This window comes from Acinetobacter sp. Ag2, assembly GCF_001005515.1.
GTDB lineage: Bacteria > Pseudomonadota > Gammaproteobacteria > Pseudomonadales > Moraxellaceae > Acinetobacter > Acinetobacter bereziniae.
In genome coordinates this window covers 13,572-35,527 of the sequence record NZ_LBNA01000055.1, presented here as the reverse complement: position 1 = coordinate 35,527, position 21,956 = coordinate 13,572, and the positions used below count along the sequence as shown (strand labels likewise).

18 protein-coding genes are annotated in these 21,956 nt (G+C 37.0%); 9 read left to right on the top strand and 9 right to left on the bottom strand.

Annotated elements, in window-relative coordinates; translation table 11 throughout:
* Positions 1–11 precede the first annotated feature (11 nt).
* Positions 12–1,595 carry a CAP domain-containing protein gene (locus tag AAV97_RS15305; protein ID WP_046760989.1) on the bottom strand — a complete coding sequence of 528 codons (1,584 nt, stop codon included), beginning with the start codon at positions 1,593–1,595 and terminating at the stop codon, positions 12–14.
* A 30-nt stretch (positions 1,596–1,625) separates the two neighbouring features.
* Positions 1,626–2,234 (bottom strand): hypothetical protein, encoded by a 609-nt coding sequence (locus AAV97_RS15300; protein WP_046761067.1) that lies wholly within the window; start codon positions 2,232–2,234, stop codon positions 1,626–1,628.
* 1,334 nt (positions 2,235–3,568) lie between these two features.
* On the opposite strand from AAV97_RS15300, the gene AAV97_RS15295 reads away from it, so the two are divergent.
* Both AAV97_RS15295 and AAV97_RS15290 read left to right on the top strand, forming a co-directional pair.
* Positions 3,569–3,913 (top strand): hypothetical protein, encoded by a 345-nt coding sequence (locus AAV97_RS15295; protein ID WP_046760988.1) that lies wholly within the window; start codon positions 3,569–3,571, stop codon positions 3,911–3,913.
* A complete protein-coding gene (locus tag AAV97_RS15290) occupies positions 3,900–4,751 on the top strand; it encodes a hypothetical protein (protein WP_046760987.1) in 852 nt (283 codons plus the stop codon). The genes AAV97_RS15295 and AAV97_RS15290 overlap by 14 nt, the downstream gene beginning before the upstream one ends.
* A gap of 153 nt (positions 4,752–4,904) precedes the next feature.
* Here AAV97_RS15290 and AAV97_RS15285 read toward each other — a convergent pair whose 3' ends face one another.
* A complete protein-coding gene (locus AAV97_RS15285) occupies positions 4,905–5,852 on the bottom strand; it encodes a MobA/MobL family protein (protein ID WP_046760986.1) in 948 nt (315 codons plus the stop codon).
* A gap of 595 nt (positions 5,853–6,447) precedes the next feature.
* Here AAV97_RS15285 and AAV97_RS15280 point away from each other — a divergent pair.
* On the top strand, positions 6,448–7,140 hold the full coding sequence (locus AAV97_RS15280) for a hypothetical protein (protein ID WP_046760985.1): 693 nt from the start codon (positions 6,448–6,450) through the stop codon (positions 7,138–7,140).
* 254 nt (positions 7,141–7,394) lie between these two features.
* Complete coding sequence (locus AAV97_RS15275) at positions 7,395–7,610, top strand: hypothetical protein (protein WP_004996635.1); 216 nt, start codon at positions 7,395–7,397, stop codon at positions 7,608–7,610.
* Positions 7,611–7,875: 265 nt separating this feature from the next.
* Here AAV97_RS15275 and groL read toward each other — a convergent pair whose 3' ends face one another.
* The 4 genes from groL to AAV97_RS15255 form a co-directional block, all read right to left on the bottom strand.
* Entirely contained in the window at positions 7,876–9,510 is a 1,635-nt protein-coding gene (groL, locus tag AAV97_RS15270; protein ID WP_004828344.1) for a chaperonin GroEL, read from the bottom strand.
* 101 nt (positions 9,511–9,611) lie between these two features.
* Entirely contained in the window at positions 9,612–9,902 is a 291-nt protein-coding gene (locus AAV97_RS15265) for a co-chaperone GroES (protein ID WP_004828341.1), read from the bottom strand.
* 207 nt (positions 9,903–10,109) lie between these two features.
* A complete protein-coding gene (locus AAV97_RS15260) occupies positions 10,110–10,865 on the bottom strand; it encodes a metallophosphoesterase family protein (RefSeq protein ID WP_005030697.1) in 756 nt (251 codons plus the stop codon).
* Positions 10,846–11,787, bottom strand: coding sequence for a diacylglycerol/lipid kinase family protein (locus AAV97_RS15255; RefSeq protein ID WP_046760984.1), 942 nt, complete (start codon positions 11,785–11,787; stop codon positions 10,846–10,848). The genes AAV97_RS15260 and AAV97_RS15255 overlap by 20 nt, the downstream gene beginning before the upstream one ends.
* A 407-nt stretch (positions 11,788–12,194) precedes the next feature.
* On the opposite strand from AAV97_RS15255, the gene AAV97_RS15250 reads away from it, so the two are divergent.
* The 3 genes from AAV97_RS15250 to AAV97_RS15240 all read left to right on the top strand — a co-directional run bounded on the left by AAV97_RS15250 (position 12,195) and on the right by AAV97_RS15240 (position 17,027).
* Complete coding sequence (locus AAV97_RS15250) at positions 12,195–14,027, top strand: phosphoenolpyruvate carboxykinase (GTP) (protein ID WP_004828335.1); 1,833 nt, start codon at positions 12,195–12,197, stop codon at positions 14,025–14,027.
* A gap of 287 nt (positions 14,028–14,314) precedes the next feature.
* Complete coding sequence (locus AAV97_RS15245; RefSeq protein WP_004828334.1) at positions 14,315–15,193, top strand: ATP-grasp fold amidoligase family protein; 879 nt, start codon at positions 14,315–14,317, stop codon at positions 15,191–15,193.
* A 520-nt stretch (positions 15,194–15,713) separates the two neighbouring features.
* Positions 15,714–17,027: a spinster family MFS transporter gene (locus AAV97_RS15240; protein WP_005030703.1), complete on the top strand. Its 1,314-nt coding sequence runs from the start codon at positions 15,714–15,716 to the stop codon at positions 17,025–17,027.
* Positions 17,028–17,177: 150 nt separating this feature from the next.
* Here AAV97_RS15240 and glpD read toward each other — a convergent pair whose 3' ends face one another.
* Both glpD and AAV97_RS15230 read right to left on the bottom strand, forming a co-directional pair.
* Complete coding sequence (gene glpD, locus AAV97_RS15235) at positions 17,178–18,707, bottom strand: glycerol-3-phosphate dehydrogenase (RefSeq protein ID WP_046761066.1); 1,530 nt, start codon at positions 18,705–18,707, stop codon at positions 17,178–17,180.
* Between the two features lie 140 nt (positions 18,708–18,847).
* Positions 18,848–19,603 carry a DeoR/GlpR family DNA-binding transcription regulator gene (locus tag AAV97_RS15230; RefSeq protein WP_046760983.1) on the bottom strand — a complete coding sequence of 252 codons (756 nt, stop codon included), beginning with the start codon at positions 19,601–19,603 and terminating at the stop codon, positions 18,848–18,850.
* A 455-nt stretch (positions 19,604–20,058) separates the two neighbouring features.
* On the opposite strand from AAV97_RS15230, the gene AAV97_RS15225 reads away from it, so the two are divergent.
* On the top strand, positions 20,059–21,378 hold the full coding sequence (locus tag AAV97_RS15225; RefSeq protein WP_009583867.1) for an MFS transporter: 1,320 nt from the start codon (positions 20,059–20,061) through the stop codon (positions 21,376–21,378).
* A 145-nt stretch (positions 21,379–21,523) separates the two neighbouring features.
* Positions 21,524–21,949, top strand: a complete 426-nt coding sequence (locus tag AAV97_RS15220) for a hypothetical protein (RefSeq protein ID WP_046760982.1) — start codon at positions 21,524–21,526, stop codon at positions 21,947–21,949.
* Positions 21,950–21,956 lie beyond the last annotated feature (7 nt).

Below are 21,956 nucleotides of genomic sequence, written 5' to 3'. Positions count from 1 at the left end.
TCTTATCCTTATTATTGATCATTCACATTAAACCAGTAGGAATATTCTTTAGGCTGACCATTCACCAGAACATTGCTGAGTTTGACATCGTAGATCACGTTCAATTTCAAATCGTCAAAGTTAAACTGGATATGGTTGGGGACACCGATATTTTCATAGCGGATATTGCTGATCTTTTGTTTAACCCCACTACTTCGTTCTGTGACAGTAACAGTGGCTTTGGCATAGTCCACATTGCGATTGGCAAAGAAATTCTTTTGATCAGTTAAAACTGAAATCGAGAGAATTGCCCCCGCCATATAATATTTGGCTGGATAATTGTGGTAGGGATAGGCAATCACACCGAGTGGTGCAGTGGTTGCATTATTAAAGGGATAAACCACTTTGTAGGACGTACCAACCACATAAGAGAATCGGGTATCCTTAAATGATGGCGCATTGACTGAACCATATGCTGATTTTTGTAAGAATGGATTGAGCATCCAGAGTCGATGCCCCACATCTCCTGCAAACAGGTTTAGTTTGTCATGCACCATATTTTTAATGCTTTCGGCAGGTGAATAGTCATATTTATTCTGTCTTACCCCCATCTCAAGGCTGCTGGTCCTTGCACCTACAGCACCAATATCTGAATAGCAGTTTGTGTTCGCTTCGGGATAATGGGTCAAGATATTGTTTGCCGCAAGAATCAGTGCCGTCTGCATCATCTCATCTTCACGGGCATAGTCGTATGTAATACTTGGCAGCCCATGCAAGGCACGAACCGTATTGAGCTCATTTAAAAATTCATTTCTAAACTTTGCACTGAGCTTGCCTGCATAACAGTTATTGATATCAGGAGCATCGCTCATGGATGAAGCTTTAAACACATCGAAACTGATGGTCTTACTCTCTGCTGCCAGTGTTTTGGTATCACCCTCCTGGGTGAGTTTAAGGGTACATGCACCCGCACCAATCCCCTTTAGTTCACCATTAGAATAAGTACAGGTTGCTGAAGAAAGGCTATTGATTTTGACAGGAAGTTTGGCACTGGATTCAGCATCCAATGAATACACACTATCCGTCAGGATGTATTTCATTTTAAGTGGGGTAATGGTTTGCTTGGCCTTAGTTACACAAACATTATTTTCTAGATATTGATCGGCAGCACAAGTCACATTAACGGTCATGCTGCTATTCAATGGTAGAACTTTTGCTGTCCCTGCCTGTGTCAGTGCTAGAGTACACTGACCAACATTTAAAGCTTTGAGTTCATTACCACTTACATTACAGATATTGGGGGTGTTACTGCTAAAAGTCACTGCCAGACCTTGATCTGTCTGAAGCGATAATGGATAGCTTTGACCTTGAATCAGCGTACTGAATGGTAGTGACTGGATATTCTGCACTGCCTTATTTTTACATATAGCCTCTTCTAGATATTGGTTTTCAGCACAGGTCACGGGCTTAGGATTGGTATTGCCATTATCAGGATTGCCCGTTCCACCGCCATTGGATGAACTTGAATCTCCACCCGAACCACCACCACACCCGACCATTGCTGTACTGATTGCCATCATTAGAACTGATGGCATGAACGATTTTGAAATCATCATGATTGACTGCCTTAAATTTTTATATTGTTGTTATTGATAATGGTCAGCCGAGAGTAACTGGCGAATTTCACTGGCCATTTTTGGACTACGCCAAGGGAATAACACTTTAAGACTATAATTCGGCTTAAATTGATCCCGTGTTCCAATATTGACTTGGAACTCACGTTTCATCGGTGACCGATGGACCTGTCGGTTAACATGGGTTCCCATCATTGGATTACTGATCACAGTGGTTGTCGTTCTAAAGCGATCTTCAACCAGATTGTAATGTCCAACAGAAGTGATGTAGTCAAAAGGATATTTCACTAGACGTTGATCAGGCTGATCAAACAGGATCATGGTTTTGTCCTGAGAGTTAATCCAGACGCCACGGTTTTGATAATTAAAAGTTTCACCCTGACGTTTCAGTTGTTCGGTCATTCCGTCAAAATAGGTATTTCCATATTCATAGAGGTAGTAGATGATTACAAACCAGAATAGGTCAAAGCCAAAGAAAAAATAGCCAAACCATCCAAAGGAAAAGAGTTTGGCGACAATGAGGAAGATCACAACCGGCAAGACCACACATTTTAAAAATAGCTTGGATTTCTGTGGACGGTTTTCGATTGGAATGATTTTGGGTTTCGTTAATTCAGTCATGGTTGTTTCCCGCATGTTCAATGCAATTCACAATCACCAGCAGATATAAATATAAAAAGATCTATTTTTTTATAGGCGTGATTTAGCCATCCACCGTTGGATTGTTCTTGTTAAAAGTTTTTAATACAGCCTAAAAATTAAATTAGCCGTATAGTCCTCGTTGAAAGGCACAACAAGGTTGAACAGGTGGCGAGGCACAAATGAGAAAAGATAGATACAGCATGAGAAGCTCCTTGTGTTAAAGAAGTTCTACCAATTACTGTCAAATAATGGTGGCAGAACGAGAGCGGGTTGACAGACTGGAACACAAGAATCCAGCACGTCCGAAGACGTCCCCCTCCCGTTCCACCGCAGAGGGGCACGAGGGGATAAACACTAAAGGACAAGTCCCTTAATGTTCTTGTGTTGGACGGTCTGTCAAAACCGACTGGCAATGTAGGCCAGCGAGCCCATATTAATTTTATCCAGCGCTTTAGTCAATTTTAGCAATACTAAAATCTGGACGATCAGTGAGGAATAAACAAATTTAATCTAAGTGTTTGATTTTTCCGATTAGACCAAATTAAACCAATCGATTGGCTTATTTTGATTTCATGGATAAGCCTAAAATGGTCTGTTCTTCTTTATTAAAATGAAACAATAAAATGAATTAATAAATCTCCCAACCATACCTTTAAATATTTGGACTGATGAAATGGGATTAGTCATGTTAGCTAAGATTCAGATTGGACTTATCATTTTATGACCTTATTCAATACAGCTATTGGTGATATCCTGATTCAACCCATTCATATTAGAGAAAGCTTAATGAAAGTCTTAAATATTATTGAGGTCATGATAAATTCAGCTCATTGTTTTAAATAATCATCCTAGTTTTTATGATTTACCATCTTCTGTTAACAACTTTGCTGATTCACCCAAATATAAAAGCGAATAAATACTGAGCGATAACAGCCGTCAATCAACCTACATGCTCACAATATCTCAGCCGTCAGAAATTTTTTATATCTCCAGTATAATCAACAGCTTATTAATGTTAAGATATGTAAAAACCACAGATTTTATCGTTGACAGCCTAAGGTGTACACAGCTAAGCTAATTCTACACAGCAAAATCTGTGTACAGGCGTGAGAACATGATATATCCTAGGTGCAAATTAATGTCGCACTAGCGGCAATTTTTTTGTCTACTGTTTAGCAGTCGTTATGGCAGCTTGACAGGGCAACCGTAAGGTTGGCTGATCCTAGATTCAGTATTGTCACCCCTGTAAAGCTGCCACCCTCATTGTGACAAGTGATGGCGGTAAGTAATTAAACTTATCTAGGACTACTGCTATGAACGCAATTCTTCATGGTGCAAACACTTGCACACCTAAAAAACAAGCCTCTCAACTGATTGTTGAACTCGGTAAATCTATTTCAAACCCTCAGCGTCAGACACTCGCCAACCTCTATATCGCTGTTGATACTGCAAACTCCTTGCTCAAAGAACTTGAACAAGCACATCAAATCATTCGTGAATGTATGAATGAAATGAATGATGAACAAATCCTTGAAGTCGCAAAGCTCAATCAAAATAACAACCTCTCCTCTCTATGGGCATTCCGTACGCATCAACGTCACAAGTTGATTGAACGCGCACAACGTGTGCTGTTTGGAGCTGGTCATGTCCCAGGCTAAGAAGAATAACAATCTCCTGATTTCGGGAGACTATCCTTTAATTGCTTCGCCTACGCTTGCAAAAGCGTATGGTGTTGCGGCCGCCAATTTTCTACAGAAATTGCATTATTGCTTAGAAAATAACGAAGGGAAAATTTTTAATGGAAAAAAGTATTGGTTCCATAGCTACGAGCAATGGCAAGCGACGCTTGGCGTGTATAGCGTATCAACGATTAAAAGAATTGTAGCTAAGTTAAAACAAGCTGGAATTCTTGTGATTGAAAAGTTGGCACAAAATAAATGGCTACAAACCAATTTCTATACAATTAACTATAAGAAATTAAAACAACTCATCACGCTGAATAACGGGCAAAACAATCAGCCTACCGAAGTAGTTCCCTCTTCTGATCCAGTTGTAATCCCACCATCCTTGCAGAACTCTGCCCAAGCCATCCATTCATCCATGTTAATGAATTCAATTCAACAGGCATTTCAAAATATCAAGGTTAAATCAAATACATTTAAACCAACATTAAAAGTAGCAAAAGAATCCCGTCTACGCCCTGACTTTGTCACGCGTGAATCCTATTCAGTAAAAGGATTAAGCCAGCCACTCCATCCTGCCGCATCAAATGAAACGTTAAAAAATATGGATCTCAATTACCGCTGCTTTTATCAGGCGCTTAGACAGCAACGTGTAGATATTGATTATGATGATCAACGTATTCAACAACTGTTGAAATATCAAAAGCGGATTCTTCAGCATATTGCCTATATCAAACAGAATTTTGCAGGACATGAGCGCTATCATTGGCACATGCTTGAACAACTACAAATGGAAAATTATTTAAAAAAATAGATCAAATCAAACGAATATCTATTTTTCAAATGATCCGTTTATATGAAGTTCATAAACGGATCATTTGATTAAATCACAGGTTTAACAAAGACTGATTAGATCCATTCAACTGACACAACAGAGATAACAAACTTTGGTTTTTTCATCTATATATTAAAAGTCGAAATCTAGATGTTTCGATTGATCACGATGATGATTGTTCGCCTTTTCCTGTTCACGTTTTTTAGCCAGCACAAGCTCATACTCTTTTTTATAGAGCTCGCACAGGTTGTTTTGACGAATTTCCCGAATCTCTTTTCTATATTCTGCCACCTTGTCTTGATCTTCAGGATCCGTGCTATACAGTAAATGCCTAGGAATTTGAGGTACATCCTTTAATTTAGTTCCATATTTTTTAGTATAATCTTCATTAGATAAACATGACACCGCACTACTCACTTCTAATTGAATACCATAGATTTCTACCTTTTTTGTTGGTGCATATTTTTCTAAAAATTCATTTATTATTTTTTCAGTTTTTGTTCGGTAGTGGAATAATATATTACGGCGAAATCCAAGCACATCTGCTGTGATTTTTAATGCACCACCTTTATCAGGATTTTTTTGACGATATTGTTTAAAGAACTGTTCTGGCGAACGTTGAATATTATCCAACATACTTTTTTCAGAAAATAATAAATGTAAATGTGGTTGTTCTGACTGTCCGTCCAGTGCTGCAACATGATTATGAATTGCTACGGTACATGGCATTTTATATTGACCACAAAATTCATGCATTAATTTTTCAGACAATTCAATACGCCGATTTTTATCCAATTCTTTTGGCAAAGCAATTGTAATATGCGATGAGGTTCGTCGAGTCTCACTTGTATATTGATCTGCTGCATACCAAAACTGATCGGGATGATTATCGACCCAAGCTGGCATATGATATGAAGCACAATATTCAAGCTCTTCAATCTCACTTTTATGCTTAGAAAAATATAAGGTGCGAGTAATATAGTGATAGGCACTTTTTGATAGTCGATACTTTGAATGACCGTCACTCAATTTTATTTGACTATTACCTTTAACGTTATGACTTAAATGAAAATAATACATTTTTACTTCCGATATTAATTTAACTGGAATATCGGATCCTACAAAATTTTAAAAATTCATGATTCGTTTCGTGAAGAAAAATGAAAAAAACTTAAATTTAGATCAAAAAACACACATTTAATAAAATTGCACGAGTAACAAAACCCAAAAATAAGAGTAACAGACAATAAAAATCAAAAAATATCAATTTTTATAAATAAAAACATTCACATAAGACATTTATAAAATACGTGTAACAGCTTAACTAAATTAGAGTAACACTTACTAAAAATATGAGTAACACCAATTAAAAATAAGAGTAACACCCTATAACCATTAAAAATCATAGACTTAAAAATTAACAGGGCTGCGCAGCACGAGAAGTAGTGTCTTTTAAATGAGAGCGAAGCGAAATTTAAAAGACACGGATACGAGATATAAAAAATCTTTTTTGCATTCGCAAAAAAGATTTTTTATCTACCCCACTATTAACAGCCATAAATTAACAGCTCAAATTAACAGAAGAGTAGTATTTTTTGAAAAACTCAACATATGGCGATTTTTTTTAAGACTCTGTGATATACCAACATTTTCTTAAATACAGAAGGTTTAAAAAATGGGTAGAGTTAAATTAACAGTGAATGAAATAACTTTAAGAGTTGAAAAACACTTAAGACAGATAGCAAAACGTACTCATTCAGATGAGTTGGTACTTCAATTGATTCAATCTAAACCTGTAAATCAATTTACCGAAGAAGATATAAGAAAATTAAAAAATAAAGATCACAAAATTTTAGAATTAAACAGATTAGCAGAATTAATGGACTCTATCTGCACAATCGCAAAGAGTGATCGCTCTGATATTGAAAATGACATTGTTGATTTTAGTAGATATGAAGATCCTTCTTCTCAGACTGATGAAAGATTAAAAATAGCATTAAAAATGCTAAAAAATTACAATAAAAAAATTCCTGATTCAATAAAACAAAAAGCACATGATGAAATCAAAAATTCATTTCATAGTTCTTACAGACAAGAAAAACAAAAGATAAAAGATCGAAAGCAAGAGAATCATAAGAAATTTTTTCTTGGAAGTGCGCTTATATCATTTTTTAAATCACAAAATATTGAAATGAATTATCTTGATATTACACTTAAAATGATTGAGCTGTATCAAATTAAAAACTATTTTAGAAAAGAGTTATTTTTAGAATCAGAAACTAAAGAATTTAAATTTTCAGAGCAAAGTAGAAACTTTAACGATAAGAAAAATGCGATTTTATCTGATCCTAAAAATCCCTTTAAATAGAAATATAGATTAAAAGATAAAGCAGTATACGTTTATCTCATTTATTTTAAATGAGATAAGCAGTCAACATTGTTATTACCTAAAACTAACAAAAGATTATTTACTGACATAATAAAAAAATAAGTCTTTTTTTGATTTTTTAAACATATCTCATATTTTTTATTTTTCGCATATATCTCATCTTTTTTTTTTATATTTTGTTAGTCTTTATTTTAAGAGTTTTTCTCTTAAAACTTTATTGAAGGAGATATTTAATGGCTGTATCCATAGACCTAACTAATACCGAACGTCGAGTATCTACTGCCGAATTCGCTTTGCGCATGAATATTTCAGAAAAGGAGCTATATGATCGAATTAAAACTGGTCGTGTGACAAGACCAATCAAAGATGGACGTAAAAATTACTGGCTTAATAGCTATGTCCTTTCCTGTATTATTCATGAGGAAAACTCCATTCTTACGTCAGAATGAAATAGCTATTGTTGTAAATCAAAACGCCTGATTTTTCTCAGGCGTTTTTTTCAATATTTTCATTCATCCAATAGTTAAATCCTTATCTAATATGATGACTTTAGTTTTTAAGAGATCTAGTAGATCTATAAAATTAAAAAGGTCACAAATAAAATTTGTGACCTTTTTTGTAACAAACTCGAATGTGAGTAACATTATGAGTAAGTTTAAAAAATACAGTTTAAATATTATTAAATTACAATAACTTAAACTATATATGAGCAGTTTACATCATTCCGCCCATACCACCCATTCCGCCCATATCAGGCATAGCAGGTTTATCTTCAGGAATATCTGTGATCATACATTCAGTTGTTAACATTAAACCAGCAACAGAAGCAGCATGTTCAAGTGCAGAACGTGTTACTTTTGCAGGATCAAGGATACCCATTTCTAACATGTCGCCATATTGTGAAGTCGCAGCATTGTAACCAAAGTTACCTTCGCCATTTTTCACAGCATTGATCACAACCGAAGGCTCATCACCTGCGTTAGAAACGATTTGACGAAGTGGTGCTTCAATCGCACGACGAAGGATATTTACACCTACAGTTTGGTCATCATTTGCACCAACAACACCGTCTAGCGCTTTAGCAGCACGGACAAGCGCAACACCACCACCTGCAACAACACCTTCTTCAACCGCAGCACGAGTTGCATGAAGTGCATCGTCTACACGGTCTTTTTTCTCTTTCATTTCAACTTCAGTTGCAGCACCGATTTTGATTACAGCAACACCGCCTGCTAATTTAGCAACACGTTCTTGTAGTTTCTCTTTATCGTATTCAGAAGTTGATTCTTCGATTTGTGCACGGATTTGAGTTACACGTTCAGCAATTTGATTTGCATCACCAGCACCATCTACAATCACTGTATTTTCTTTAGATACTGTGATTTTGTGCGCAGTACCTAAATCTTGTAGAGAAGCTTGCTCTAAAGACATACCCACTTCTTCAGAAATCACAGTAGCGCCAGTCAAGATCGCAATATCTTGAAGCATTGCTTTACGACGGTCACCAAAACCAGGTGCTTTAACAGCACACACTTTGATGATGCCACGCATGTTGTTCACAACAAGTGTTGCAAGTGCTTCACCTTCAACATCTTCAGCAATGATAAGAAGTGGCTTACCTGTTTTCGCAACAGCTTCTAAAACTGTAATCAATTCACGGATGTTGCTGATTTTTTTATCAACAAGAAGGATGAATGGATTTTCGAGTTCAGCTGTCAAAGTATCTTGTTTGTTTGCAAAATACGGGCTGATATAACCACGGTCAAATTGCATACCTTCTACAACGTCAAGTGCGTCTTCGAATCCTGAACCTTCTTCAACTGTGATTACGCCTTCTTTACCAACACGCTCCATCGCCTGTGCAATTAATTTACCCACAGTTTCGTCAGAGTTTGCAGAAATCGAACCAACTTGTTCAATCGCCTTGGTATCAGAAGCTGGTTTAGCCGTTGCTTTGATATTTTCAACAACAGCTTTAACAGCAAGATCAATACCGCGTTTTAAATCCATTGGGTTCATACCTGCAGTTACAGATTTGATCCCTTCATTTAAAATTGCTTGAGCAAGTACAGTTGCTGTTGTAGTACCATCACCCGCGATATCATTGGTTTTTGAAGAAACTTCACGAACCAATTGCGCACCCATGTTTTCGAATTTGTCTTTCAACGAAATTTCTTTTGCAACAGTTACACCATCTTTAGTGATGTGTGGTGCACCAAAAGAACGATCAATAACAACGTTACGACCTTTAGGACCTAAAGTTACTTTAACTGCATCTGCAAGTACATTTACGCCCGCAATCATTTTTGAACGAGCTGAATCACCAAATTTTACGTCTTTAGCTGACATGCTTAACTCCAATAATCTTTATTCTTTAACCATCTAATTTAAAAGTGGATGAGGCATATTGTTTTTAATTGATCAAAAACAACACACCATCTCGGTCTGAATTAACCTTCAAGTACCGCTAAAATGTCAGATTCTTTCATAATTAAAAGTTCTTCACCGCTTACTTTTACAGTTGTACCTGCATAAGTACCGAACAATACTTTATCACCAACTTTAACGTCTAATGCACGCACACCATTGTCAGTGATTTGACCATTTCCTACAGCAATGATTTCACCTTGTGCTGGTTTTTCAGCTGCAGAACCTGGAAGTAAAATACCGCCAGCAGTTTTTGTTTCCTCTTCAACACGACGAATAACTACGCGATCATGTAATGGACGAATGTTGCTCATATAAAACTCCATAGACATCGTCTAAATGTCATTGATTACTCAGGGAAGATGACTTCTTATTCCTAGGTCATCGACAAAATATTTGTATGTCACATTTGTGGGGATGGAAATAAACGCTTCAAGGGGAAAATTAAAAAAAATTTATCTAATTTGTATTTTTTTTATTCGTTCACGTCAGATTGTCAAAAAATTCAACCGATTTTTTCATTATTGAGCAATAAATTCTTGTAATTGTTCATCAAAAAAATAGTGTTGAAATGTACCGTTTTCATGAATCACATTAAAACTATTTGGGATTTTTTTATGCAAACGACGAGACACAGCAGTACCTGCATGCACTTCATATACAGGATGAGATAAATTTAAAGTAAATGCTTGATTTAAATCATAGACTGCAACGAGATGTAAATGACCGTGCAATAAAGCATAGAGCTGATGCTGCCCCCATTCCTTGATTGCAAATTGTCCTAAAGCCGGACAATCTTTTAAATGATGATCTTCATTCGATGTATAAAAAGGTTGATGACTGACAATAATTTTTAATTTATTGTCTGGCGCATCCATCAACAATTGATTGACACTTTCTATCTGTTCAAATGAGATATGCCCGCGTGTATGATAGCGACGGCGAATACTATTCATACCAATCAAATAAAAATGCTGAGTCAACAATGTCCGCTCTAAACTGCCAAAAAATAATTGATACAGACCAAAAGGTCGAAATGCCCTGTTCCATACATGATAAAGCGGAATATCATGATTACCTGGGACAACAAAATATGGCGTTTTTAAAGATTCTAAAAATTGCTTACACGCATAAAACTCTTTAAATTTAGCACGTTGAGTCAGATCTCCACTCACCACTACAACTTCTGGTTGATGCTGTGCACAAAACCGCTGAATCGCCTGTATACATGCTTGACGCTCTGTTCCAAAATGCAGATCAGATAGATGTAGCAGCATGCGCAGGTACCATAATATTTAAAGCATTTTTCTCTACATGTAAGTTCAAAGGTGTATCCATTGACACAATTTCTCCATCAATCGCAACCGTTAGTTTAGGCTTTTTCGAATACACAATCACTTTATCTGCACCAAAGCTATACACATCTGATGCTTTTTCTAATTTTCCTCGAATGGTCTGAAATAGTGTTTTAAATAAAGTGACCTTATCCCCTTTTGCGATCACCACCCCTGCGATCTCTCCCACTTCAGCACATTTGGAAATTCGTAAATTTAATTCTTTAAGTTGTAGTTGATTATTTCCAAAAAAGATTAAAGGCGTTTTGACTGGATATTTTTGTCCATCCACCTCAATTTCGAGTTTGAGTTCTTTGCGGTCTCGAATCAGTACATCCAAGCCTGAAGTATATGCATTTAAAGCAAAACGTCCAAAACGCCGATTGTAATCCTCTCTTTTTTTGATGAATAACGGATACAAACCCAAACTGGCATTGTTTAAATAAATTTGATCATTGATACATGCGATGTGGGATGCACGTGGTTCTCCTGTCGCAATAACATGAGCTGCCTCAAGCAGATTCAATGGAATATTCAAGGCACGTGCTACATAATTAAATGTGCCTAATGGCAAAATACCCATCGGAATATTTTGATGAAGCATTTGCGATGCAACAGCATTCAACGTACCATCACCACCTGCCGCAACAATAACCCCGGGTTTTGAATATTGTGCATGTCGTTGATAGATTTTTTTCATTAAGGTCTGAATATCGCCTTCTGCACTGATATCAAAAACCTGTATTTCAAAACCATGTGTAGTCCAGATGGTCATGAGTTTTTCGTAAACCTCATCTTTGTGATTTGCATGAAAACCTGATTTTTCATTGTAAATCATCGAAAGAGGCTTTAAATCTGTATCCATAAGTTTGATTATTGTGAAGTATTTGCTCTAATTTCGTCGATTTTCTAAGCAAATAAAAGCACCTTTATGTAAAATTCGAATTATACCCATTTATTAAATCAATAATAATTTTTTACAGCTTCTTATTTTCAAGTTATTGTTAATTATTATTATTTACAATAAAAATATTACTCATTGCTTTATTAAATAGTGTTAAATATCAACCAATAATTCCACTTAAACACTAAAAATCAATCACTTACACCACCCCTTAGGTTAAGCATCTTTTAAGCCTTTAGTCTTATTTTTTTTATGAATATATGTTTTAATACGTCCACTTTTTTTCTTACTTAAATTTGAATGTTGTACCACTTCATTCAGGTTGTTATTTGTACACAAAATTGTACATATTTTAGATAGGCCTCACCATGACCCAAGTGAACGCACCAGAATTCGTTCGTCATCCTAAGCTCATTGCCTGGGTTGAAGAAATTGCTAAATTAACTAAACCTGCAAAAATTGAATGGTGTGACGGAAGCGAAGAAGAGAATCAACGTTATATCGACTTGATGATCGCTAACGGCACTATGCAAGCATTGAACCAAGAAAAACATCCTGGTTCTTATTTAGCGAATTCTGATCCGTCTGACGTAGCTCGTGTTGAAGGTCGTACATTCATCTGTTCTGAAAAACAAGAAGATGCTGGTGCGACTAACAACTGGGAAGCTCCTGCTGAAATGCGTGCTCGTCTTAACGGTTTGTTTGATGGCGCAATGAAAGGCCGCACAATGTATGTGGTTCCATTCTCAATGGGTCCATTAGGTTCTCACATTGCACACATCGGTATTGAAATTACTGATTCTCCTTATGTTGCTGTAAGTATGCGTAAAATGGCTCGTATGGGTAAAGCTGTTTATGATGTACTTGGCACAGATGGTGACTTTATTCCTTGCGTACATACAGTAGGTGCGCCTCTTGCAGAAGGTCAAAAAGATGTTGCTTGGCCTTGCAACCCAGAAAAATACATCGTGCATTATCCAGAAACGCGTGAAATCTGGTCTTATGGTTCAGGTTACGGCGGTAATGCATTATTAGGTAAAAAATGTCTTGCTTTACGTATCGCATCTTCTATGGGTCGTCAACAAGGTTGGTTAGCTGAACATATGCTTATCCTTGGTGTGACAAATCCTCAAGGTGAAAAACACTACATCGCAGCAGCATTCCCTTCTGCATGTGGTAAAACCAACTTTGCGATGCTTATTCCACCAGCAGGTTATGAAGGTTGGAAGATTGAAACTGTAGGTGATGATATTGCTTGGATTAAACCAGGTGAAGATGGTCGCTTATATGCAATCAACCCAGAAGCTGGTTTCTTTGGTGTAGCACCAGGAACAAATACCAAAACCAATCCAAACTGTATGGCAACACTTCACAAAGATGTGATTTATACCAACGTTGCGGTGACCGACAATGGCGAAGTTTGGTGGGAAGGCTTAACAAAAGAAGCACCTGCAAACTTAACCAACTGGAAAGGTCAACCACATGTTGCTGGTGAAAAAGCAGCTCATCCAAATGCTCGTTTCACTGTAGCAGCGGGTCAATGCCCTTCTATTGATGCTGATTGGGAAAATCCAGCTGGTGTTCCAATCTCTGCATTCATCTTCGGTGGACGTCGTGCGGATACAGTACCTTTAATCTCAGAAGCATTCGACTGGGTAGATGGTGTATATAAAGCAGCAACAATGGGTTCTGAAACAACTGCTGCGGCAGTAGGTCAACAAGGTGTTGTTCGCCGTGATCCATTTGCGATGTTGCCATTTGCTGGTTACAACATGGCGGATTACTTCGCTCATTGGTTAGAACTGGGTGAAGAAGTAGGTGCGAAAGCAAAAGCTGCTGGCAACAAATTGCCAGGTATTTACAACGTAAACTGGTTCCGTCGTGATGCTGAAGGCAACTTTGTATGGCCTGGTTTTGGTCAAAACATGCGTGTGCTTGAGTGGATCATTGACCGTTGTGAAGGTCGTGCAGATGCAGTTGAAACACCGATTGGCTTAGTTCCAACATTTGAGCAATTGAACTGGACAGGTTCTGACTTTACTAAAGCGCAATTTGATCTTGTAACATCTCAAGATAAAGATCAATGGATCAAAGAGATTGAAAGTCATACTGAATTGTTTAACAAGTTAGGTGACCGTTTACCTGCAGCACTTAAAAATCGTCAAAACGAGCTTTTAGAGGCTGTAAAAAAATCAGCTTAATTTAAATTAAGCATTCAAGAGACCGCTTTCGAGCGGTCTTTTTGCATTCAATCTATAATCATTGTGATGGATTAAAGGATTCAAGCAGTACGCTCTTTTGATTTCGAATCACTATCGTATGCAACTCAAAAAACAACTTAAACGGAATAACCGATTAAAATAAAGCCATTTGTATTCTAAATGTAATATTTTGCGTTAAATCCACAATATGATATTTTTGCAATACAAAAAATCCATATTTCCTCTATAATTAAAAAATTCATTTCTTTATTTTTTTATTCTTTCCCATGATTGAAAATATTATCTATACAGCGAAAGTCATTAGAACTAAATTTGTCTCTGACAAGAAATACCTTACAAAAAGATTTATTAATAAATTAGGTTACACACCTGACTTTGATAAACCGGAAAGTTTTAATGAAAAAGTAACTGCGCGCATGATCTATGAAAGAGCGCCTCTGCATACAAAACTGGCTGACAAGTTGACAGTGAGAGAAATTATTTCAGATAAAATTTGTTGCTCACATTTTGTACCTTTACTTGGTGTATACAAATGCTTTAGCGAAATTGAGTTTAATAAACTCCCATCTAAATTTGTTTTAAAGTGCAATCATGATAGCGGTAGCGCAATCGTGTGCCATGATAAAAGTCAATTTGATATTAAAAATGCAGAACTAAAATTAAAGCATCATTTAAAACAAAATATGTATTTTAAAAAAAGAGAATGGCATTATAAAAATATTACACCGTTGATTCTGGCTGAAGAGTTTGTTGAATTATGGACAGATCCAAATAGCCAGTTAACGATTACCACCAGTCGAGTACATTGTTTCGAAGGTCAACCCAGATATATTGAAGTCGATGTTCAAGATAGTCAAGGCATTGATTATTCAAATATTTATGATACCGATTGGGTCCTACAACCCTTTACAGTTGACTTAAAGAATAATAGCCCCTTAGGCTTAGCTCAACCGAAAAGTTTAAGCAAAATGCTGCAACTTTCTCAAGACCTTTGCTTTAAACATGGTTATAGTCGTATCGACTTTTTATTGGCTGGAGATGATGTTTTTTTCAGTGAAATCACGTTGACACCAAATGCAGGACGGATGGTGATTACACCAAGTGAATGGGATTTCAAGTTAGGCGCCCTCTGGAAAAGTTATTGATTTTTTTATTAAAAAATATAGTGAATCAATCCAGCAAGTAAAAGAGTTTAACGTTGACTTGTTGGATTGTTTTTTTTGTTTCCTCAATGGAAAGTGAACAATAAAAACCATGAGTTTTCCGCTTCATTTGTAATCACAAGCTTTTTCACTTCACATTAATATTTTTATAAATGATAGTGTTATAAATAAAAATACATAAACTTAAATGTATAGTATTAAAAAATATTGCTGCCATATGATGCGTATATCCAAATAAGACACAGACTTATTTATTTGTTTTAATTCCTATACAAATATCATAAATCTAATAACTATCCTTTTCTTTATTTGGTTATTTATCTAAAAAAACCACAATCAATTTAATTTCACTTGCATTTAATAAATATATTATATAGATTTTCTAAACAATATGAACAATAAGTGGTGGTTAAAAAAATTCCATCAATCGTAAAACAATACTTCTAAATCGGATCAAGTCGGATCGCTTGATCTTCCAAAAATAAACAAAGGAGTTGTTACCGTGAATAGCTTAATCCACAACAAATGGAAGATTTTGATTCTGTTGTTTCTAGCCAATACGATGAATTTTTTTGATCGTACAATTCCAGCCGTGGTCATTGAATCAATCAGATTAGAATATAGTCTAAATGACAAACAATTAGGAATGCTTGCTGCTGCATTTTCCTTAGTCTATGCCATTGCTGGCTTATATTTTGGAAAACTTGCAGACCGCAACTCAAGAAAAAAAATTATCGGTATAGGTTTAATCGCATGGAGTGGCTTTACCGCCATGAATGCACTTGCATGGAGTTATATCTCTTTTTTCATGGCTCGTGTAGGTGTTGGTGTCGGTGAGGCAAGTTATGCACCTGCTGCGAACTCTTTAATTGGAGATTTATTTCCACCTCAGCATCGCGCCAAAGCAATAGGTATTTTTATGCTCGGCTTACCAGTGGGAATGGTACTCGCTTTCTTCACCGTTGGTGGGATTGCACAAGCATTTAACAGTTGGCGTGCACCTTTTATCGTTGCGGCTGTACCTGGTCTGATCTTAGCCATCTGTTTTTTCTTTATTCGAGAACCTGCACGAGGCGCAGCAGAAGCTGAAAACTATCAAGCCAAAACTTCAAAGCAAAACAGCTTAGGAAGCCTTTTAAAAATCAAAACGCTACGTTGGATTATTCTTTCTGGCATTATGCAAAATCTTGCGATTGCTGCTGGCATCGCATTTCTAGTGCCGTTGTTCCTACGTTATTTTGGGTTAACCTTAATCCAAGGCTCATTACTTGCAGGATGTATTATCGGGATAACAGGTTTAATCGGCTTAACACTTGGCGGTGTCATTGCAGACAAGATTTATCAAAAATCTAAAAAGGGTCGTTTATTGTTCGGAGCACTGTGTTTATTGATCTCGGCGATTATGATTGGATTAAGTCTAATGCTGAAAAGCCAAGCTGTGGTTTTATTTACAGTATTGTCTTGTCTCGGTTGGCTTGCAATGTACAACTATTACACAACCGTCTACCCTGCTATTCAAGAAGTTGTTGAACCCAATCAAAGAGCAATGGCTTTTGGTTTATGTCTTGCGATCATGTATGTATTAGGCGGCGCATTTGGTCCACTTCTGGTTGGTGCACTTTCTGATCATTATGCAAATGCCGCAATGACTGTATCAGGTGCAACAGGGATTACGGATCAATTCCGTGCCATCGGTTTACACAAAGCCATGATTATTATTCCAATCACCTTATTACTGAGTGCCGTATTCATTTATATGAGTGCACAAACATTTATGAAAGATGCGCTTACATTGCAGCAGCCAAATGAATCATAAAACACAATGTTCAAGATGAAAGGATTCAGTATTCGAAGTTGGATGGTTATGGTTTGAGGTTTAAAGTTTAATTTTTAAACCTCAATATTCAAATTGAATCTACAAAATACAATAAAGCCAATGCTTGATTCATTGGCTTTATAAATTGCATTATGCAACATCTTTTTGCAATCGACGTTCATGTAACTCAAGCAAGTAGGCATCCAAAAGATCAATGTCATCCTGTTTAAATTCAAGATATAACTTGCTACGGCGACTCAATATATCCTGACTCGTGATTGCCCATTCCTGATCGACTAAATAATCCACTTCTTGCGCATAAAGCCCATGTCCAAAACTTTGTCCAAGCTCATGCACTGAGGAGGAATAATTTAAAAACTTCCATACATAAGTGCCATAAGCATGTGCCCAGCGACTTGCTGTTTCCAAATCAATGCCTTTGATTTTAGTCTGGATCTCCAAGATTAAATCTTCTACTGACACCAAGTTTTCTGCACCAGGTAATAAAGCAAGTGCGGTCCAAGATTGTTGCATTTCAGGGAAAAACTTTTTCAGTTGCTCAAGTGCTGATTCAGCAAGCTTGCGATATGTCGTCAACTTGCCACCAAAAACCGACAATAAAGGCGCTTCACCTGAATGTTGTTGAGAAAGTGCTAAAGTATAATCACGCGTAATTGCTGCTGGGTTATCAGATTCATCATCACACAATGGGCGCACACCTGAAAAAGTGCTGACAATATCATTTTGGCTCAGTTGTGTCTTAAAATGATCATTGGATACTTTTAAAAGATAATCAATTTCTTGTTGAGTGATTTCAACTTGATTAGGGTCATCATGATATTCACGATCTGTGGTTCCAATCATGGTGTATTGGTCTAAATAAGGGATCGCAAACACGATTCGCTGATCGTCATTTTGCATAATATAGGCTTTATCACCTGCATAAATTTTTGGCACAATGATATGGCTCCCTTGAACCAAACGAATGCCATAAGGTGATTTTAATTTCAAATCCTGTTGGATAAATTGTGCCACCCAAGGACCTGCAGCATTGACCAATACTTTGGCTTGAACTTGATATATCCCTTGTTCATTTTCAAGTTGGATTGTCCACACAGCATTTTCACGTTGCGCGGCAATACAACGTGTTTGACTAACAATCTTTGCACCCTTTTCCCGTGCCTGCATTGCATTGAGAATCACCAAACGAGAATCATCAACAGCACAATCGGAGTATTCAAAACCACGGGTAATATCTTTATTTAATGGGCTGGTTTCAGGGTTGAATTGGACCAAATTTGATCCTGGCAGTTTTTCTCGTTTGCCCAAATGATCATAAAAAAATAAACCCGTACGGATTAGCCAAGCTGGTCTAAGGTGCGGTTGATGAGGCATGATAAAGCGCATTGGACGAATAATATGTGGGGCTTTCGCCAGTAAAACTTCACGCTCTGCCAAAGCTTCACGAACCAAGCGAAATTCCTTATGTTCTAGATAACGTAAACCACCATGAATCAATTTACTACTGGCGGATGAGGTATGACTTGCCAAATCATCTTTTTCACAAAGCAAGACCGATAAACCACGCCCAACTGCATCATTGGCAATTCCAACACCATTAATTCCTCCTCCAATCACCACGATGTCATAACAAGTTTGCGGTTCGTTCATTTGCATCATAACATCACCTTTTGATTGAAGAGTTTTAACATATTTTCGTTTATTTTCATTTAAGAAAATAATAGAGACTTTTTTGATCAATGTCTATTCGATAATCAATAGATTTGCAACTGACATTTAAGCTCGTCATTGAATAAAGCCTAAACCACAATCAAATTCACTTCTGCCGCATTGATTTGTTGAATATAAGCTTCAGCAGGCTGTTGATTGGTAAAAAGACGATCAATTTCTCGAAGATGCCCCATGCGCATCATTGCATGACGACCAAATTTACTATCATCTACAGCTAAAAAAATCTGTCGAGCACCAGCAATAATTTCTTGAGAGACTGAAACTTCCTGAAAATCAAAATCCAATAATGTCCCATCTGCATCAATTCCACTGATGCCAATCACGGCGTAATCCACTTTGAATTGTTTAAAAAATTCAGATGTCGCCTGCCCAATGACCCCGCCATCGGGGCGAACTTTGCCACTGGCAATAAGCACTTCAAAATCTTCTTTTACACTTAGAATTTTGGCAACATTTAGATTATTGGTAATAATTTTAAGCCCTCGATGTTGCAATAAAGCGACAGCAATTGCTTCTGTCGTTGTCCCGATATTGATAAATAAAGAAGCATAATCTGGAATAGCTTTTGCCACAGCAACTGCAATACGCTGTTTTGCCTCTGCGTTATGGCTCATGCGTGTACTGTACTCAGTATTGATCACACTTGAGTCTATCGCAGCACCGCCATGATAACGTCGCAACAAACCAGCATCAGCCAACTGATTAATATCTCTGCGTACAGTTTGCGGTGTCACTGCAAATATCTGCGCAATTTCTTCAATACTGATATATCCCCGTTGTTTAACCAGTTCCAAAATCTGCTGTTGTCGAATCATGAAGTTCATAAATGCAAACCTTATTGTTTTATTTTCGAAAATGAACATTTAAATACATACATAACATAAGTTCTTGTAATTCAGCTAGCTTTGAATCTTAATTCTCAATACTGATGGTTTTTTTATTTGGGTACTTTTCACACATTTGACTCATTTCCACCCAACACTTTATCTGTACTAAAAACAGCCACCCATTAAACTATTTAAAATTAAATAATTGTTTTAAAAAAATTATTCTTTGTTTTAGCCATTCTTAAATAATTATTGATCCTGAACATAAACAAGGCATACGACCAAAGTCTAATAAGGGCAACCTTCATTCTTGCGTATAACGAGCTGTGTAATGATTTGTATCTCTCCGCAGTACTGATTGAAATTCTCTCTTTTTGATTTTTCTGTTTAGATTTTCACCCCAAATGAACCCTAAACAGGCTATGTTTTGCATATTCTTTTGGAGAATTGCCTTGTCCAATTCATCACCTCAGGTTGCTCCTTCGCAACTTGATAGAAAAACTCGTTTCAAATCTATACTTGGTGGCTCAGCTGGTAACCTAGTTGAATGGTATGACTGGTATGTCTACGCCGCATTTACGCTCTACTTTGCACCAGTGTTCTTTCCAGAAGGTAATGAAACAGTCAAGCTTCTCCAAGCTGCTGCTGTTTTTGCTTTAGGTTTTTTAATGCGCCCGATTGGCGCTTGGATTATGGGAATTTATGCCGATCGTAAAGGTCGTAAAGCTGGTTTAACGCTTTCTGTATCATTGATGTGTGTCGGTTCTTTAATTATCGCTTGTGCACCGTCTTATGATTCTGTCGGTATGCTTGCTCCAGCGCTTCTGCTCTTTGCTCGTCTCTTACAGGGCTTAAGTGTCGGTGGTGAATATGGTTCAAGTGCGACATATTTAACTGAAATGGCAGGAAAAAATCATCGTGGTTTCTTCTCTAGCTTTCAATATGTCACCTTGATTTCAGGACAGTTGTTAGCACTATGCGTATTGATTATCTTACAACGCACACTTTCAGAGGATGCCTTGCATGCTTGGGGATGGCGTATTCCATTCCTCATCGGCGCTTTGTTAGCCATTGTTGTATTCTGGATTCGTCGTGGCTTAGTTGAAACTGAATCAGCTAAACAAGCGCAAGAACATGCCAAAAATGGTGGTGAAAAATCAGGAGCATTTGCTTTATTCACCAAGTATCCTAAACAAGCATTTACCGTTATCATGTTAACTGCTGGCGGAACCTTGGCCTTCAATACATTTACCACCTATTTACAAAAATATTTGGTTAACACCTCTGGCTTTGAAAAGACTACTGCCACAGAAATTACCACGGCAGCGATCTTTGTCTTCATGCTGATTCAACCTGCTGTTGGCGCACTTTCAGATAAAATTGGTCGTAAACCAATTATGATCACCTTTGGTGTTTTAGGTGTTCTATTTACCATCCCTATTTTCAATGGGCTTGGTTCAACTACAGACCCTAAAACTGCATTTTTCTTATGTATGAGTGGCATGGTGATTGTAACTGGCTACACTGCAATTAATGCGGTAGTTAAAGCAGAACTGTTCCCTGCTCACATTCGCGCTCTGGGTGTTGCGTTACCATACGCTTTAGCAAATACAATCTTTGGTGGTACAGCTGAATTAGTGGCATTAAGTTTTAAAAATGCAGGTCACGAAAACTATTTCTTCTACTACATCACGTTTATGATTGGTCTATCTTTAATTACTTATATCTTTATGAAAGATACTAAGAAAAATAGCTTAATTACAGATGATTAATCAAAATCCAAAAGTAGCTTAGATGGGTTAAAACAGCTTTCTTATGAAAATTAGAAAGCTGTTTTAATTTGAACAATTCAATCATCGAGAAAATCACAAAGCTATGGCATACTAAAAATAATTCAAAAAGCTGGGACTTTAAAAGATGAAAATAATCACCTGTGCAGGTTTAGGATTAATGGTTTTAGCTTTATCGGCGTGCCAAACAACACCGCGTCAATATAATGGGATGACAGGCTACCAAATCGAAAGTCAGTCAAACAATAGCGCAACATTGGCATATACACTTTCTGGTCGCGCTGACCGTGATTTAGATGCCAGTAAATTACAACGTGCATGTCAAAAAGTTTTAGGTGCAAATAAAACCTATAAAATTTCTGTGCTTAGTATCAATGAAATCATCAACCCGCAAACTGCACAAAATCAAGCCGGTGTTCAACTTGGGCATAGTCGAACCTCTTTTGGACTTTCAAATACTCCTAATCTAAACAACAGTGAGGATTATGCAACGCGTCAAGCACTTGAAACTCGTCCAAGCACCTTGCATGTTGTACGTTATACCTGTTCTTAATACACCC